The organism is Streptomyces vulcanius (assembly GCF_042653945.1).
GTDB classification, from domain to species: domain Bacteria; phylum Actinomycetota; class Actinomycetes; order Streptomycetales; family Streptomycetaceae; genus Streptomyces; species Streptomyces mangrovi.
Window position 1 is genome coordinate 199908 of sequence record NZ_JBHSFK010000003.1, and the last position, 15549, is coordinate 215456.

Genomic DNA, 15549 nt, shown 5'->3' on the forward strand with positions numbered 1-15549 from the left:
CACTGACAGTCACCGCACGCGGCCGGTGGCAGCGCCCGGCCTCCGACGGCCGTCAGAGCGGCGGGGCCCCGGGGTGCCGGGCCAGTCGCCGCTCCTCCCGCCGCTGCGCCCGGCGGCGCAGGAACCTCCGGATCCGCGAGACGAGGAAGAACAGCACCACCAGACCGGCCACCAGCAGCACGGCGGCGATCACGGCCGCCGCACCCGGGTGGAACATTGCGAACGTCACGATGCCGCCCACGCCGAGATCCTCGGCCAGGCTCACGATCACGTTGCTGAACGGCTCCGGCGAGGTGTTGACCGCCATCCGCGTCCCCGCCTTGACGGCATGGCTGGCCAGCGCCGTCGAACCGCCCAGCAGCCCCGCCGCGACATCGTTGAGGGAACCGCTCTGCCCGGCCAGCAGCGCCCCGACCCAGGCCCCGGCGAGCGGCCTGATCACCGTGTGCACCGAGTCCCACGCCGAGTCGACGTACGGGATCTTGTCGGCGACCGCCTCGCACAGGAACAGCGCGCCCGCGACGATCAGCACCTCGGGCCGCTGCAAGGTCTCGGGCACGTCGTCGCTCAGGCCGCTCGCGCCGAACAGGCCGAGCAGCAGCACCACCGCGTAGGCGTTGACGCCGCTGGCCCAGCCGCTCGTGAAGACCAGAGGGAGTACGGACACGGACGCGATCGTAACCAGTCGGCTGCGCGGAGTCCTGGGGTTGAGCACGCAGGCGTGAGTACGCGTACCTATGCGGGGAGATGAGTACGCGGGCGGATGGGGGCGGGCCTGCGTGAACGGGAGAGTGGAGACACGGAAAGGGGCGCTGCTCCGGCACCGGCGACACGGGGCGCCGGAACGGAGCGGCCCTCGATCCGCTCCTTCCGTCGGCCGGCCGGTTCGGCGGGAGCGAGGCACGGGGGGACCCGGGGGAACGACCGCACGGGGAAACCGCGGGAAACCGGGGGGAATTGGGGGAACGGGGGAATCGGGGGAGGAAGCGCCGGTTCGTGGTGGCCCGCGGGGGACGCGGCCACGGCGGACCGGCGCTTTCCTGTCCGGCGCCGGCTACGGGCGACCGCTCACCCGCCCTTGCAGCAGCCGTGACAGCGCCGCGTGGACGTCGTCCAGGGAGCGCTCGGGCTGGAACGCCCGCCAGTCCAGGGCGGCCACCAGGACCATGCCGACCAGTGCGGCGGCGGTCAGCTGGACGTCGATCTCGTCGCTGAACTCGCCGTTGTCGACGCCCTCGCGCAGTACGCCCTCGACGACGGCCACCGCCTGCTGCCGGACCACCATGAGCGTGGACTGCCAGGCCCGGTTGGTGCGCCACAGCTCGGCGACGTAGAGCTGGGTGAAGGACGGGTGGCGCTCGATGAAGACGAGCCCCGCGCGGACCATCGCGTCCAGGGCGTCGACCTTGCTGCCGCCCTCCCGCGCGGTGTGCTCGGCGGCCTCCCGCAGCGAGGCGGTGAGCAGGCCCACGCCGTGTCTCAGCAGCTCCTCGAAGAGGACCGACTTGCTCGCGAAGTTGTAGTAGACCGTGCCCTTCGCGACGCCGGCCCGCTCGGCGATCTCGTCGACCGTGGTGGCGGAGAAGCCCTGCTCGGCGATGAGCGTGACGGCCGCCTCGTAGAGCTTCTGCCGGGTGGTTTCGCGTCGGGTGCGGCCGCCCGAGGTGGTGCTGCTTTCCATGGTCCTGATTCTCACAGGAACCCGACCTCCCGTACGCCGGATCTTCACAGGCCGAGCTCCGGGTGCAGCTGTACGGAGCCGCCGAACCGCCGCGAGCTGTTTCGGCAGCCGGGCCGTGCCCACGGTCGCCGTGCCCTCGGTGACCCTCATCCGGCCGGAGCCGGACGGTCCCTCGGCCGAACCTGCGATCGAAGCAAAAGACCAGGTCAGAACGGATTGTCAGTGGCATACCTCACGATGGGCACATACGGCACCACCTGACAGGGCGTGCCGTCACCCAGACGACAGGAGGTTCGTCATGGCCACCTACCACGCAGCCGCCCACCGGCGCCGCGCCCCCGGCCCTGCCCCCTCACTGACCGGCCCGGCGAGCGACGTCCACCCCGTACTGCGCCGCACCACCGCCCCGCCCGCCGCCCTCGACCTGCTCGCCCAGGCCCGCGCGGGCCTGGAGGAGGCGGCCGTCCTCGACACCCCCAACGAGCGCTACGCCACGGCCCATCTCGCGGCCCTGCGCACCGCCGCCGCCGTACTCGCCGCGCGGGGCCGGCCCGACCCCTCGCCGCGGCGCCGGGCGCGCATCCGCAGCGCCTGGGAGGTGCTCCCCGAGATCACGCCCGAACTCACCGAGTGGAGCGCGCTGTTCGCCTCCGGGGCCCGGCGCCGCGCCCGCGCGGAGGCGGGCATCGAGGGCGCGGCGAGCCGCCGGGACGCCGACGACCTGATACGCGACGTGGCGATGTTCCTGCGCATCGTCGAGCGCATGCTGGTCCTCCAGCCGGTCCTCCCGCAGCCCCGCCAGGACGCGCACGGCCCGCAGGACGGGGACGGCTCAGGCGCCCGGTCCGCGATGCCGGACGCCGGCTGACGCACCCTGCCACCAGGTCACCGCGGTGACCTGGTGGCAGGCCGGAGGCAATAGGGTGGAAGACGCCTGAAGCCTTCCCTCCGACCGCCCGCACCCGGGACGGGACCCGGGGAGGCAGCCCGTTCGCCCCGCCGCGCAAGAGGCGGTGCCGCGCCGAGGAGTCAACTGCCGTGTCGGAATCGATGCGCCCGCCCGTCTCCCCCCATCGCCCGCACACCACGTCGCTGCGCTCCGACCCCTCCCGCCCCCGCGCCTCCCTCCGTACCGCCGTGGTCTGGGAGGTCCTCAAGGACGCCCTCGAACGCCGGGTCAAGGCCACCGGACGGGAGGCGCTTGACGTCCTCGACACCGGCGGCGGCAGCGGCAACTTCGCGGTGCCGGTGGCCCGCCTCGGGCACCGCGTCACCGTCGTCGACCCCAGCCCCGACGCGCTGTTCGCGCTGGGGCGCCGCGCCGCCGAGGCCGGCGTCGCCGACCGGGTCCGGGGCGTCCAGGGCGACGCCCACGGCCTCTTCGACGTGGTCGAGCGCGGTGGCTACGACGCCGTCCTGTGCCACGGCGTCCTGGAGTACGTCGACGACCCCGCCGAGGGCGTCCGCAACGCCGTGGCCGCCCTGCGCCCGGAGGGTGTCCTCAGCCTCCTCGCCGCCGGGCTCGGCGGGGCCGTCCTCGCGCGCGCCCTCGCCGGCCACTTCAACGAGGCCCGGCAGGCCCTCGCCGACCCCGACGGCCGCTGGGGCGACGGCGACCCGGTACCGCGCCGCTTCACCGCCGAACAGCTCACCGCGCTCGTCGAGGGCGCGGGCCTCACGATCGGCGCCGTGCACGGCGTACGGGTCTTCGCCGACCTCGTCCCGGGCGTCCTCGTGGACACCGAGCCCGGCGCCCTGGAGGCCCTGCTGAAGCTGGAGGAGGCGGCGGCCGAACTCCCCGCGTTCCACTCCGTGGCCACCCAGCTTCATGTGCTGGGTGAGTCAACGGTGACCGGCGGGGCCTGAGCGGCTCCCGGGGCGCACCGCTGATCAGGGGCTCGACGGCACATGGAGTACGCCACAGGCCCCCCGTTCGGGCGCTGTCCGCCGTATGATCGAGGGAGATCGCCCGGCATGACGGGCCGGCCGATGGGGAATGGAAGCCTCAGCGGACCGGGACGTCCATGACGGGCTCCGGTTGGCCAATTGGCCTAGAGGGGCGGGTTTCACGGGGGCGATTCCCTGCCTATCCTGAAGGGACCCCCCGAGTCGCCCCGGCGACTGCACGATGAGGAGGACTCCGTGCCGCTCTCGGAGCACGAGCAGCGCATGCTCGAGCAAATGGAGCGAGCGCTGTACGCCGAAGATCCCAAGTTCGCGTCGGCGCTCGAGGGAAGCGGGCTGCGTACGTACACCCGGCGTCGGGTCTACCAGGCGGTCGCAGGCTTCCTCGTAGGTATCGCGCTCCTCATGGCAGGAATGGTCGCCAAGCAGGTCTGGCTCAGTGTCGTGGGTTTCCTCGTCATGCTGGGCTGCGCGGTGCTCGCGGTGACCGGCTGGCGCAAGGCACCCAAGCCGGGCGAACAGTCCGCGGGCGCCCCGCAGGCACGCGGCCCGGCCCGGCAGAAGCGCTCGGTGATGGACAGGATCGAACAGCGCTGGCAGCGCCGCCGCGACGAGCAGGGCGGCCACTGAGCCGGACATGACGGCGAGGGCATACGCGAGGGGGTGACCACCCACCGGGTGGTCACCCCCTCGCGTATGCCCTCGCCGTCTTCCCTGAGGCTGCCCGTGAGGGCCTCAGCCGCTCTGTCGGCCGGGCCGGGGCAGCCGGGGCAGCCGTGCCGTCAGCCGGGCCGTGCGGGCCGCCCAGGACGCCTTGACGGCCGTCCAGCGCTCGGAGAGCTCCCAGACCGCGCGCATGGCCGAGCGCGGCGCCACGACCGCCCGTATCCGCGCGGGCCAGCCCGCCCTCGCCCACAGTGCCGAGCGCAGCACACGCGCGTCCTCGGCCAGGCCGGCCTCGGCCCGAGGCTGCGGAGCGAACAGCACCTGCTCCACCGCGCCCGCCACCCGGTGCACCGACCGGCCCGCCGTCTCGTCCAGCTCCCCGATCAGGACGATCCGCGCCGCCGCCCGCCGGGGGGTCAGCGCGTCGTCCGGCTCGATGCCGAAGTCCCAGGCCGTGTCGACCAGCTCGCGCCACACCGCCAGCACATGTGCCACGGCGGCCTCGCCGACCTCCTGCGACGGCACGTCCAGCAGCACCGCGCGAGCGGCGTCGTGCTCCGTCAGACCCTCCGTGGTGCCACCGGGGCGCGGGCCGGGCGGCGCACCCGCCAGTGCGGAGTGCTGGGCCGACGCCATCCGCACCGACCGCCGTCGCAGCCGCCACAGCATCGGCCCCAGCGGCAGCGCGAGCACCGCCGCCCCCAACAGCACCCAGCCCACGATCCGGTACCACGGGGTGCCCTGGCCGCCGGACTCCGCCGGGTCCAGCGGCAGCGCGGCTCCGCAGCCCTCGAGCTTCTTGTCCTGCGACGAGCAGCTTGCGCTCGTCGACGGCGCCGCCGAGGACTCCGCGTCCGCCGACTGGGAGGCCTCCGGAGAGTCGGGAGTGGCCGCGCCCGGGACGTCCGGCAGCGTGTACGTGGGCGTCGTGCCACGGGTCGGCGTCGGCTCGAAGCGGGTCCAGCCCACGCCCTCGAAGTACAGCTCGGGCCAGGCGTGCGCGTCCTTCAGCGTGACCGCCACCGAGCCGTCGGCCTGCGGGGAACCGGGCGCGAAGCCCACCGCCACCCGGGCCGGGATGCCCAGCGTGCGGGCCATCGCCGCCATCGCGAACGAGAAGTGGACGCAGAAGCCCTGCTTGTCCCGCAGGAAGCGGGCTATCGCGTCCGGTCCCGTGCCGACCTCGACGTCGGTGTCGTACTCGAAGCCGCCGGTCACCGCGAAGTAGTCCTGGAGCGCGACCGCACGCTCGTAGTCGTTCGTCGCGCCCGCGGTGATCTCGCGGGCCTGCCGCGCCACCACCTTCGGCAGCGAGTCCGGCACCTCGGTGTAGTCGTTCATGATCGAGCCGGGCGCCGCGGGCGCGTCGGCGAGCTGCTCCGCCGTCGGCTCCACGTCGAGGCTCTTCACCTGGTACGTCTTGCCGCCGGTGTTCTCCCCGTGGTCGCCGACCAGGGTCATGCCGACCGGCTCGTACCGCCAGTTGCCCGAGATCCGCACATCGCTCGGCGGGTACGGCATCGGCAGCCAGTCCTGGCCGTAGTCCTTGGCGGCCGAGATCCGCGTGGTGATCTCCGTGCGCTTGACGTCGGAGCTCAGGCCCGTGGGCGTGGGCAACTCGTCCGGCAGGGCGACGATATGGCGCTTCGACGGCCGCCAGGTGGTGCCGTCGAAGTCGTCCAGGGACACGATCCGCAGATACATGTCCGTGATGTCGGTGGCGTTGGTGTTCAGCGTCAGGACCGTGCGGTCGTCGTTGACGTTGAGGCTGTCGCGCAGCGACACCAGAGGGTTGACCGCGGAGATCGTGCCCCCGCCGCCGGATCCGGTGCCCACCCCGGCGCCCGTGCCGTCCAGCAGCCCGCCCCTGACCGACGGTGTCAGCCCGAGGAACGGCACGATCACCGCGATGCTCAGCGCGGCGAAGCCGATCCGGCGGCCGGTGCGCACCGGGGCCACCGGACCGGCCGGTCCGCCCGGAGCGCGTGGCGCGCCCGCGAAGACCCGGCCCCACTGGGACAGCCGCTCCCGCCCCTCGGCGAGGAGCAGCAGCAGATAGCCGGCCGCGGCGACCAGGAACCACATGAAGTCCCAGTCGCCCTCGGACAGTCCCGCGGCCACCGAGTACAGCGCGAGCAGCGGCAGACCCGCCGGGGCGGCGTTGCGGAAGGTCACCGCGAGGGTGTCCACGGCCAGTCCGATCACCAGCACCCCGCCGACCACCATCAGCCGGATGCCGTCGGAGAGCGGGGCCGGGATCGCGTACCGCCCCACGTCGTCGGTGCCCGCCTGGAGCAGGTCGGCGAAGCGCTGGAAGGCCTGCGGCCCCGGGACCAGCCCGAACAGGGCCTGCTCCCGGGCGAAGACCAGAGTCAGCAGCACCAGCGTGACCAGCGCCTGCGCGGCCATCGTCAGAGGCCTGGCCAGCGGTACCCGCCGCGCGGCGGCGCCCACCCCGGACTGGATCGCCAGCAGGAGCGCCGCCTGGAGCAGCCAGGTCGCCGGGGACACCAGCGGCAGCAGCGCCAGCGAGGTCATCAGGGTGGCCGCCGCCGAGCACAGGGTCAGCCGGGCCCGCCCGCTCATGAACCCACCTCCCCGCCGCGCCCGCCCGCCGTCACGAAGGCCGTCCGCTCCCGGTCGGCCTGCCGCCACAGCTCCTCCAGCGAGGCGCCCCGCGGCACGCTCAGTGCCGTCCAGCCCGCCTCGCGCAGCAGCCGCAGCCGCTCCTCCTGTCCGCTCGTCGTCATCGGGTCGGCCATGCCGTTCGGTTCCCGCCCCCAGGTGTCGCTGTCCAGCAGGAAGGCGATCGCGCCCCCGCTGCGCTGGCGCATCTTCGCGGCCACCGCCGCCTGCTCCTCGTCGACGTCCCCGAGGAAGGCCACCAGCAGCCCCTCCTGGCCGCCGCGCAGCACGTCGTACGCGCGGGACAGGCCCGCGCCCTCGGAGTGGTCGACCACCGCGAGGGTGTCCATCATCAGCCCGGCCGCGTCGGCCGACTCCTGGCCGGACCCGGCGTAACCGTCGGCGCCCTCGCCGGGCACCGCCGCCCCGGTGTCCGTCAGCAGCCGCACCGTGAAGCCCCGCTCCAGCATGTGCACGAGCATCGACGCGGCGCCGGAGACCGCCCACTCGAAGGCCGAGTCGGGGCCCGCGCCCGCGTAGGCCACGCCACGGGTGTCGAGCAGTACCGTGCAGCGGGCGCGCTGCGGCTGCTCCTCGCGGCGCACCATCAGCTCGCCGTAGCGGGCCGTGGAGCGCCAGTGCACCCGGCGCAGGTCGTCGCCGTAGCGGTAGCCGCGCGGGATCACGTCGTCCTCGCCGGCCAGCGCCACCGAGCGCTGCCGTCCGTCGCCGTAGCCCCGGGCCTCACCGGTCAGCCGGACCGCCGGCAGCACCTCCACACGCGGGACCACCGTCAGGGTGTCGAACGTCGAGAAGGACCTGGTCAGTTCGCACATGCCGAACGGGTCGCTGAGCCGCAGCTGGAGCGGGCCCAGCGGGTAGCGGCCCCGCAGGTCGGAGCGGACCCGGTAGGAGACCTCGCGCCGGCCGCCCGCCTCGACCCGGTCGAGGACGAAGCGGGGGCGCGGGCCGAGGACGTACGGCACCCGGTCCTGGAGCATCAGCAGGCCGGTGGGCAGCCGCGAGACGTTGTCCATCCGCAGATGGACGCGGGCCTCGCTGCCGGCCTGCACGCGCGCGGGGGAGAGCCGCCGGCTGCCGGCCACCCGGTAGCGGGTGCGGTAGACGACGGCGGCGCAGATCAGCGGCAGCACGGCAAGGAGCAGCCCGACCTGGAGCAGGTCGGGCTGGCCGAGGACGTACGCGCAGACGCCCGCGGCGATGCCGGCGGCCAGGAAGGAGCGGCCGCGGGTGGTCAGACCGGACAGGGCGGTGCGCGCGCCGCCCTGTCCGCCCCGGCCGCTCGTGCCGGGGCCGCCGTCCGGCTGCCCGGTGGTCATCACAGCCTCCGCGCGGCGGACCCGCCGTATGCCTGGCCGCCGTGGTCCAGGCCGCCGTAGGCGTGCTGCTGGGGGCCCGCGGGCACCGGGGTGCGCTGCAGGATCTCCTCGACGACCTGCTCCGCCGTACGGCGGTTCAGCTGGGCCTGCGCGGTGGGCAGCAGGCGGTGGGCCAGCACGGCCACGGCGAGGTTCTGCACGTCGTCGGGCAGCGCGTAGTCGCGGCCGGACAGGGCGGCGGTCGCCTTCGCCGCGCGCAGCAGGTGCAGCGTGGCGCGCGGGGAGGCACCGAGTCTGAGGTCCGGGTGGGTGCGCGTGGCGGAGACCAGGTCGACCGCGTAGCGCCGCACGGACTCGGCGACATGGACCCCGCGCACGGCGTCGATCAGTTTCACGATCTCGTGCGCGTGGGCCACCGGCTGGAGGTCGTCCAGCGGGCTGACCTCGCCGTGGGTGTCGAGCATCCGCAGCTCGGCCTCGGCGCTCGGGTAGCCGATCGAGACGCGGGCCATGAAGCGGTCGCGCTGGGCCTCCGGCAGTGGATAGGTGCCCTCCATCTCGACCGGGTTCTGCGTGGCCACCACCATGAACGGGGTGGGCAGCTCGTAGGTCTGCCCGTCGATGGTGACCTGGCGCTCCTCCAGTGACTCCAGGAGCGCCGACTGCGTCTTCGGCGAGGCGCGGTTGATCTCGTCGCCGATCACGATCTGCGAGAAGATCGCGCCCGGCTTGAACTCGAAGTCCCGCCGCTGCTGGTCCCAGATGGACACCCCGGTGATGTCCGAGGGCAGCAGATCGGGCGTGAACTGGATACGGCGCACCGAGCAGTCGATGGACCGCGCCAGTGCCTTCGCCAGCATGGTCTTGCCGACGCCGGGGACATCCTCGATCAGCAGATGTCCCTCGGCGAGCAGCACTGTCAGAGAAAGCCGTACGACCTCGGGCTTGCCCTCGATCACTCCCTCCACCGAACTGCGGACACGCTCCGCAGTGGCGGTCAGATCCGTGAGGCTCGCTCGCTCGTCATAGGTCGTCACCCGGCCCTCCTCGGCCCGTACATTCTTTCGGGCCGACGCTCGGTATCGCGGACCGGCCCACCCCGAATCACGTGCGCCACCCGTGAAATGTTCGGCGTGGCATCACAACCGCATTGTTGCTGCCGTTACCGATTCGTGTCACTCGCCTGTGGACAACTGCCCGCGATATGTCGGTTCTATGGGCTTTTGCGTGCTCGAAACCTTTGAAATCAACAGCGAATCGACAGCGATTCACAGTGATCCACGGTGGCTGCGAAGGGTTACGAGGGGTCGATCTCGCGCAGCAGACCCGTCTTCACGTCGAACACGAAACCGCGCACGTCGTCGGTGTACAGCAGGAACGGCGAGGTCCGTACGCGCTGCATCGACTGGCGAACGTCCTGGTCGACGTCCCGGAACGCCTCCACCGCCCAGGCCGGACGCTGGCCGACCTCCATCTCCAGGTCCGTCCGGAAGTCCTCGGTGATCGCCTCCAGACCGCAGCCCGTGTGATGGATCAGTACGACGCTACGGGTACCCAGTTTGCGCTGGCTGATGGTGAGCGAGCGGATCACGTCGTCGGTGACCACACCGCCCGCGTTGCGGATCGTGTGGCAGTCGCCGAGCTCCAGGCCCAGCGCCGCGTGCAGGTCGATACGGGCGTCCATGCAGGCCACGACGGCCACGTGCAGGACGGGCCGGGCGTCCATGCCCGGGTCGGTGAAGGCAGCGGCGTACCGCTCGTTCGCGTCGACGAGCCGGTCGGTCACCGTGCCGCCGGGTATGGCGCCTTCGGACTCGGTGGGTACGGATGCGGAAGTCGTCATAAGCATGACGGTACTGGTCACAGGGCCTGCGGTCCTGCTGTGAGAAGGGAAAAAGAGCGTCATCACGGCTGCCTTGTGAGGTAGGACACCCCGCTGAGCCACCCCGCCGGGCGACGCGCAGGCCGGTTGATTGACCGCGAGACACCGTGGACTAAAGTGACGCGAAGCGGGAGGCTGCTCCTTTGGCGGCGCTGACAGCGTTCTTCCTGCTGGAATCGAACCCGCGCCGGCAGGCCTTCCCCTCACCGGAGGGCGGGGACCGGTGGTGCGTACCTCCCGCCGGATCTGAGAGGGCCCCTTGAGCCAGAGTCGACATGTCCCGGTGATGCTCCAGCGATGCCTGGACCTGTTGGCGCCCGCACTGGAGCGGCCCGGAGCCGTCGTCGTCGACTGCACGCTCGGCCTCGGAGGGCACAGCGAGGCCCTGCTGACCCGGTTCCCCGAGGCCCGCCTCGTCGCCCTCGACCGCGACAAGGAGGCGCTGCGCCTGTCCGGTGAGCGCCTCGCCCCCTTCGGCGAGCGGGCCACCCTCGTGCACGCCGTCTACGACGAGCTTCCCGACGTACTCGACCGGCTCGGCATCCCGCGCGTGCGGGGCGTCCTGTTCGACCTCGGCGTCTCCTCCATGCAACTCGACGAGGCCGACCGGGGTTTCGCCTACGCCCAGGACGCTCCCCTCGACATGCGGATGGACCAGACGGCCGGCATCGGCGCCGCCGAGGTCCTCAACACCTACCCGCCCGGCGAACTGGTGCGGATCCTGCGCGCCTACGGCGAGGAGAAGCAGGCCAAGCGGATCGTCTCGGCGATCGTGCGCGAGCGCGACAATGAGCCGTTCACCAACAGCGCGCGGCTCGTCGAGCTCATCCGGAACGCGCTCCCACAGGCCGCCAAGCGCACCGGCGGCAACCCGGCCAAGCGCACCTTCCAGGCGCTGCGCATCGAGGTCAACGGCGAACTCGCCGTCCTGGAGCGGGCGATCCCGGCCGCGGTGCAGCGAATCGACGTCGGCGGACGGATCGCCGTCCTGGCGTACCACTCGCTCGAGGACCGTCTGGTGAAGCAGGTGTTCGCGGCCGGCGCCGCCAACACCGCGCCCCCCGGGCTGCCCGTGGTCCCCGAGCGCTACCAGCCCCGGCTCAAGCTGCTCACCCGCGGTGCCGAACTTCCCTCCGAGGAAGAGGTCGCCGAGAACCGGCGCGCCGCCCCGGCGCGGCTGCGCGGAGCCGAGCGCATCAGGGAGGCGGTCGAATGAGGCGTGTGAACGAGGGGCGGGCATGAGGGGCGTGAAACCCGAACCGACCAGGAAGCCCGAGCTGAGGGGCAGGGCCGCCCGGCTCGCACGGCTCTTCCCGGCGGGTCCGCGCCGGGCGGCCCGCACCCCCTTCGTCCTCCTCGTCGTCCTGCTCCTCGGCGGCGGTCTGATCGGGCTGCTCGTGCTGAACTCCGCGCTCAGCGAGGGCTCGTTCCGGATGGGCGACCTCCAGCGGGACACCAAGAGCCTCACCGACGAGGAACAGGCGCTCCAGCGGGACATCGACTCCTACTCCGCGCCGGACGCCCTCCAGCGCCGCGCCCGCGAACTCGGCATGGTCCCCGGCGGCGACCCCGTCTTCCTGGACCCCGACGGCACCGTGAAGGGCGTCCCCTCGGCCGCGGCCCTGCGGTCCGCCCCGGCCGCCGCCGTCGTACGGCCGCCCGAGGCGGTCACGCTCTCCCAGACGATCGCGTCGCCGACGCCGTCCCCCACGCCGACGCCTCCGGGCGCGTCGCCGGCACCGAGCCCCGCCCCCGCCCCGACCGCAGCCCCGCCCACGACCCCCGGCAGGTGACGGAAGTGTCCGACAGGGAACCGCCCCGCCGGCGCGTGCCCGGCCCCGCCCGGCCTGCCCACCCTGCGTCCGCCCGGCGGCGCCCGGGACCCGGCGCCCGCCCGGCTCGCAGTCCGGCCGCTCCGCGCCCCCCGGCCCCGGCTCCTCTCCGGCTCGGCAGCCCCCGCCCCCGGCTGCGTATGGTCGGCCTCGCGCTGACCCTGGTGATGGCCGCGTTCGTCGTCCGTCTCCTCCAGGTCCAGGCCGTCGACGCGAGCACCTACGCCGCCAAGGCCGACAAGAACCGTTACGTCGGCCAGGTGCTGGCCGCCGAGCGCGGCGAGATCACCGACCGCAGCGGCATCGCCCTCGCCACCAGCGAGGACGCGTACGACATCACCGCCGACCCCACGATGTTCAACCGCGCGACCCTGAAGATCGACGACGGGCCCGAGCAGGCCGCCGCGCTCCTCGCGCCGATCCTCGGCCAGGACCAGTCCACGATCGTCAGGAAGCTGCGGCCCAAGGACCCGAAGTCCCGCTACACCATGCTCGCGAGCCGGCAGACCCCCCAGGTCTGGAAGCAGATCAAGGACCTGAAGGCCGCGCTCACCGCCAAGGGGAGCGCGGACGGCACCACGGTCAACGTCCTCGCCGGCCTCTTCTCCGTCCCCAGCAGCAAGCGCGTCTACCCCAACGGCGACCTCGCCGCCTCCGTCCTGGGCTGGGTCAACTCCCAGGGCAAGGGCGGCGGTGGCGTCGAGCAGGAGCTGAACACGCTGCTGACCGGTGAGGACGGCAAGATCCGCTACGCCCAGTCCGGCGGCCGTCAGGTGCCCACCGCGGGCTCCACCGAGACCCCCGCCGTGCCCGGCTCCGACGTGGAGCTGACGATCGACCGGGACATCCAGTGGGCCGCCCAGAACGCCATCACCGAGCAGGTCAAGGAGTCCAAGGCGGACCGCGGCTACGTCGTCGTCCAGGACACCCGCACCGGCGAGATCCTCGCCATGGCCAACTCGCCCGGCTTCGACCCCAACGACCTCACCAAGGCGGACCCGAACGCCCTGGGCAACGCGGCCGTCCAGGACGCCTACGAGCCCGGCTCCACCGCCAAGATCATGTCGATGGCGGCCGTCCTGGAGGAGAACGTCGCCACCCCGCTCACCCACGTCGTCGTACCGAACCGGCTGCACCGCGGCGACCGGCTCTTCAAGGACGACATCGACCACCCGACCTGGAACCTCACGCTCAACGGCGTGCTCGCCAAGTCCAGCAACATCGGCACGATCCTCGCCACCGGCCAGCTCGGCAAGACCCAGCCCGAGGCCAACAAGGTCCTCTACTCGTATCTGCGCAAGTTCGGCCTCGGCAGCTACACCGGCATCGACTTCCCCGGCGAGACGAAGGGCATCCTCGCCGCCCCCGACAAGTGGTCGACCTCGCAGCAGTACACGATCCCTTTCGGACAGGGCGTGTCGCTGAACGCCCTCCAGGCGGCCTCCGTCTACTCGACGATCGCCAACGGCGGCGTACGCGTCGAACCCAGCCTGGTGCGCGGCACCCAGGGCCCCGACGGACGGTTCACCCCGGCCCCCGCACCCGAGAAGACCAGGGTGGTCAGTCAGAAGACGGCGAAGACGCTCGCCCGGATGCTGGAGTCCGTGGTGGACGACGAGGAGGGCACCGGCACCAAGGCGCGCATCCCCGGCTACCGCGTCGCGGGCAAGACCGGTACCGCCAACCGGGTGGATCCGGCCACCGGCAAGTACAAGGGCTACACCTCGTCGTTCGCCGGTTTCGCACCCGCCGACAACCCCCGCGTCACCGTCTACTGCGCCATCCAGAACGCCACCAAGGGCAGCTACTTCGGCGGCCAGATCTGCGGTCCCATCTTCAAACAGGTCATGGAGTTCGCCCTGAAGACCCTCCAGGTACCGCCGACCGGGGCGAAGCCCGCGAACCTCCCGGTCGCCTTCACCCCCTGACGCAGCCCTGAACTACCCAGGAATCCAGTCCGTGACCATGATCACTCCCGATCCCGGGAACCAGACGCCGCCCGCCTCCTCGCTTCGCCCGCAGGAGGGTGTGCCCGGTACGCTCACCGCCGTGCCACACGCCGATCAGTCCCAAACCATCCAGAAGGGCGCTTCCGTGACCTATCCGGGACCGCCGCGACCGGTTCAGGTCTCCGCCACACCCCTGGCGGAACTCGCCGGCCGGCTGGGTACCGCCGCTCCGGACGCCGCCGTCGAGATCAAGGGCATCACCCACGACTCGCGCGCCGTCCGCCCCGGCGACCTGTACGTCGCCCTCCTCGGCGCCCGGCTGCACGGCGCCGACTTCGCCACCCAGGCCGCGGGGCTCGGCGCGGCCGCCGTACTGACCGACCCGACCGGCGCCGAACGCGCCGCGGCGACCGGCCTGCCGGTCCTGGTCGTCGACGACCCGCGCGGGCGGATGGGCGAGCTGGCGGCCACGATCTACGGCCACCCGGGCCGCGATCTGCTCCAGATCGGCATCACCGGCACCTCGGGCAAGACCACCACCGCCTACCTGATCGAGGGCGGCCTGAAGACCGTCAGGGCGACCGGGCTGATCGGCACCGTCGAGACGCGCATCGGCGACGAGCGCATGAAGTCCGAGCGCACCACGCCCGAAGCCACCGACCTCCAGGCCCTGTTCGCCGTCATGCGCGAGCGCGGTGTCGAGGCGGTCGCGATGGAGGTTTCCAGCCATGCGCTGGTCCTCGGCCGGGTCGACGGCTGTGTCTTCGACATCGCCGTCTTCAACAACCTCAGCCCGGAACACATGGAGTTCCACTCCGGCATGGAGGACTACTTCCAGGCCAAGGCGCGGATGTTCGCTCCGGAGCGCAGCAAACTCGGCGTGGTCAACTTCGACGACGAGTACGGCCGCCGGCTCGTCCGTGAGGCCGGCGTCCCGGTCGTCACGTTCTCCGCCGAGGGCCACCCGGACGCCGACTGGCGCGCGGCGGACGTCCACATCGGCCCGATGGACTCCACGTTCGCGGTACTCGGCCCGGACGGCGTGCGCGTCGCCGCCAAGTCCCCGCTGCCCGGTTCCTTCAACGTGGCCAACACCCTCGCCGCGATCGTCGCCCTCGCCTCCGCAGGCCTGGACCCGCAGACCGCCGCCGACGGCGTCGCCGCCGTCCCCGGCGTGCCGGGCCGGCTGGAGCGCGTGGACGCGGGGCAGCCCTATCTCGCGGTCGTCGACTACGCGCACAAGACGGACGCCGTCGAGTCGGTCCTCAGGGCGCTGCGCAAGGTCACCAAGGGCCGGCTGCACCTCGTGCTCGGCTGCGGCGGCGACCGGGACCGCACCAAGCGGGCGCCGATGGGCGCCGCCGCGGCCCGGCTCGCCGACACCGCCGTACTGACCTCCGACAACCCCCGCTCCGAGGACCCCCTCGCGATCCTCGCGACCATGCTGGAGGGCGCCGCGTCCGTGCCGGCCCACGAGCGCGGCGAGGTCCTGCTGTTCGAGGACCGGGCCGCCGCGATCGCCGCCGCCGTGGGCCGCGCGCACGCCGGGGACACCGTGCTGGTCGCGGGCAAGGGCCATGAGCAGGGCCAGGACATCGCCGGGGTGGTCCGTCCGTTCGACGACCGCCAGGTGCTACGCGAAGCTATCCAGCAGACCCAGGGATGAACT

General features: G+C 72.7%; 13 protein-coding genes. 7 read left to right on the forward strand and 6 right to left on the reverse strand.

Annotated features, from left to right (window positions below; translation table 11 throughout):
- Window positions 1–52: 52 nt before the first annotated feature.
- Both ACFPIH_RS05660 and ACFPIH_RS05665 read right to left on the reverse strand, forming a co-directional pair.
- The gene (locus tag ACFPIH_RS05660) at window positions 53–667 is read right to left on the reverse strand and encodes a DUF4126 domain-containing protein (protein WP_381175404.1); all 615 of its coding nucleotides are present in this window, start codon (window positions 665–667) and stop codon (window positions 53–55) included.
- 387 nt (window positions 668–1054) lie between these two features.
- On the reverse strand, window positions 1055–1681 hold the full coding sequence (locus ACFPIH_RS05665) for a TetR/AcrR family transcriptional regulator (RefSeq protein ID WP_381175402.1): 627 nt from the start codon (window positions 1679–1681) through the stop codon (window positions 1055–1057).
- A 298-nt stretch (window positions 1682–1979) separates the two neighbouring features.
- On the opposite strand from ACFPIH_RS05665, the gene ACFPIH_RS05670 reads away from it, so the two are divergent.
- The 3 genes from ACFPIH_RS05670 to ACFPIH_RS05680 all read left to right on the forward strand — a co-directional run bounded on the left by ACFPIH_RS05670 (window position 1980) and on the right by ACFPIH_RS05680 (window position 4216).
- On the forward strand, window positions 1980–2549 hold the full coding sequence (locus tag ACFPIH_RS05670) for an SAV_6107 family HEPN domain-containing protein (RefSeq protein WP_381175400.1): 570 nt from the start codon (window positions 1980–1982) through the stop codon (window positions 2547–2549).
- A gap of 170 nt (window positions 2550–2719) precedes the next feature.
- Entirely contained in the window at window positions 2720–3547 is an 828-nt protein-coding gene (locus ACFPIH_RS05675) for a methyltransferase (RefSeq protein ID WP_381175398.1), read from the forward strand.
- 276 nt (window positions 3548–3823) lie between these two features.
- Window positions 3824–4216, forward strand: coding sequence for a DUF3040 domain-containing protein (locus ACFPIH_RS05680; RefSeq protein ID WP_381175396.1), 393 nt, complete (start codon window positions 3824–3826; stop codon window positions 4214–4216).
- A gap of 105 nt (window positions 4217–4321) precedes the next feature.
- Here ACFPIH_RS05680 and ACFPIH_RS05685 read toward each other — a convergent pair whose 3' ends face one another.
- The 4 genes from ACFPIH_RS05685 to ACFPIH_RS05700 all read right to left on the reverse strand — a co-directional run bounded on the left by ACFPIH_RS05685 (window position 4322) and on the right by ACFPIH_RS05700 (window position 10123).
- On the reverse strand, window positions 4322–6838 hold the full coding sequence (locus tag ACFPIH_RS05685) for a transglutaminase TgpA family protein (protein ID WP_381175394.1): 2517 nt from the start codon (window positions 6836–6838) through the stop codon (window positions 4322–4324).
- Window positions 6835–8217 carry a DUF58 domain-containing protein gene (locus tag ACFPIH_RS05690; RefSeq protein WP_381175392.1) on the reverse strand — a complete coding sequence of 461 codons (1383 nt, stop codon included), beginning with the start codon at window positions 8215–8217 and terminating at the stop codon, window positions 6835–6837. Before ACFPIH_RS05690 ends, ACFPIH_RS05685 begins: the two co-directional genes overlap by 4 nt.
- Entirely contained in the window at window positions 8217–9254 is a 1038-nt protein-coding gene (locus ACFPIH_RS05695) for an AAA family ATPase (protein ID WP_381175390.1), read from the reverse strand. The genes ACFPIH_RS05690 and ACFPIH_RS05695 overlap by 1 nt, the downstream gene beginning before the upstream one ends.
- A gap of 260 nt (window positions 9255–9514) precedes the next feature.
- Complete coding sequence (locus tag ACFPIH_RS05700; RefSeq protein ID WP_381175388.1) at window positions 9515–10123, reverse strand: beta-class carbonic anhydrase; 609 nt, start codon at window positions 10121–10123, stop codon at window positions 9515–9517.
- Between the two features lie 235 nt (window positions 10124–10358).
- On the opposite strand from ACFPIH_RS05700, the gene rsmH reads away from it, so the two are divergent.
- Genes rsmH through ACFPIH_RS05720 form a run of 4 tightly spaced genes read left to right on the forward strand, consistent with a single transcriptional unit; the run spans window position 10359 to window position 15546 of the window.
- Window positions 10359–11315, forward strand: coding sequence for a 16S rRNA (cytosine(1402)-N(4))-methyltransferase RsmH (gene rsmH / locus ACFPIH_RS05705; RefSeq protein WP_381175386.1), 957 nt, complete (start codon window positions 10359–10361; stop codon window positions 11313–11315).
- Window positions 11316–11337: 22 nt separating this feature from the next.
- A complete protein-coding gene (ftsL, locus tag ACFPIH_RS05710; RefSeq protein WP_381175384.1) occupies window positions 11338–11892 on the forward strand; it encodes a cell division protein FtsL in 555 nt (184 codons plus the stop codon).
- A gap of 5 nt (window positions 11893–11897) precedes the next feature.
- A complete protein-coding gene (locus tag ACFPIH_RS05715; RefSeq protein ID WP_381175382.1) occupies window positions 11898–13859 on the forward strand; it encodes a peptidoglycan D,D-transpeptidase FtsI family protein in 1962 nt (653 codons plus the stop codon).
- A gap of 31 nt (window positions 13860–13890) precedes the next feature.
- On the forward strand, window positions 13891–15546 hold the full coding sequence (locus tag ACFPIH_RS05720) for a UDP-N-acetylmuramoyl-L-alanyl-D-glutamate--2,6-diaminopimelate ligase (protein ID WP_381175380.1): 1656 nt from the start codon (window positions 13891–13893) through the stop codon (window positions 15544–15546).
- Window positions 15547–15549: the final 3 nt, after the last annotated feature.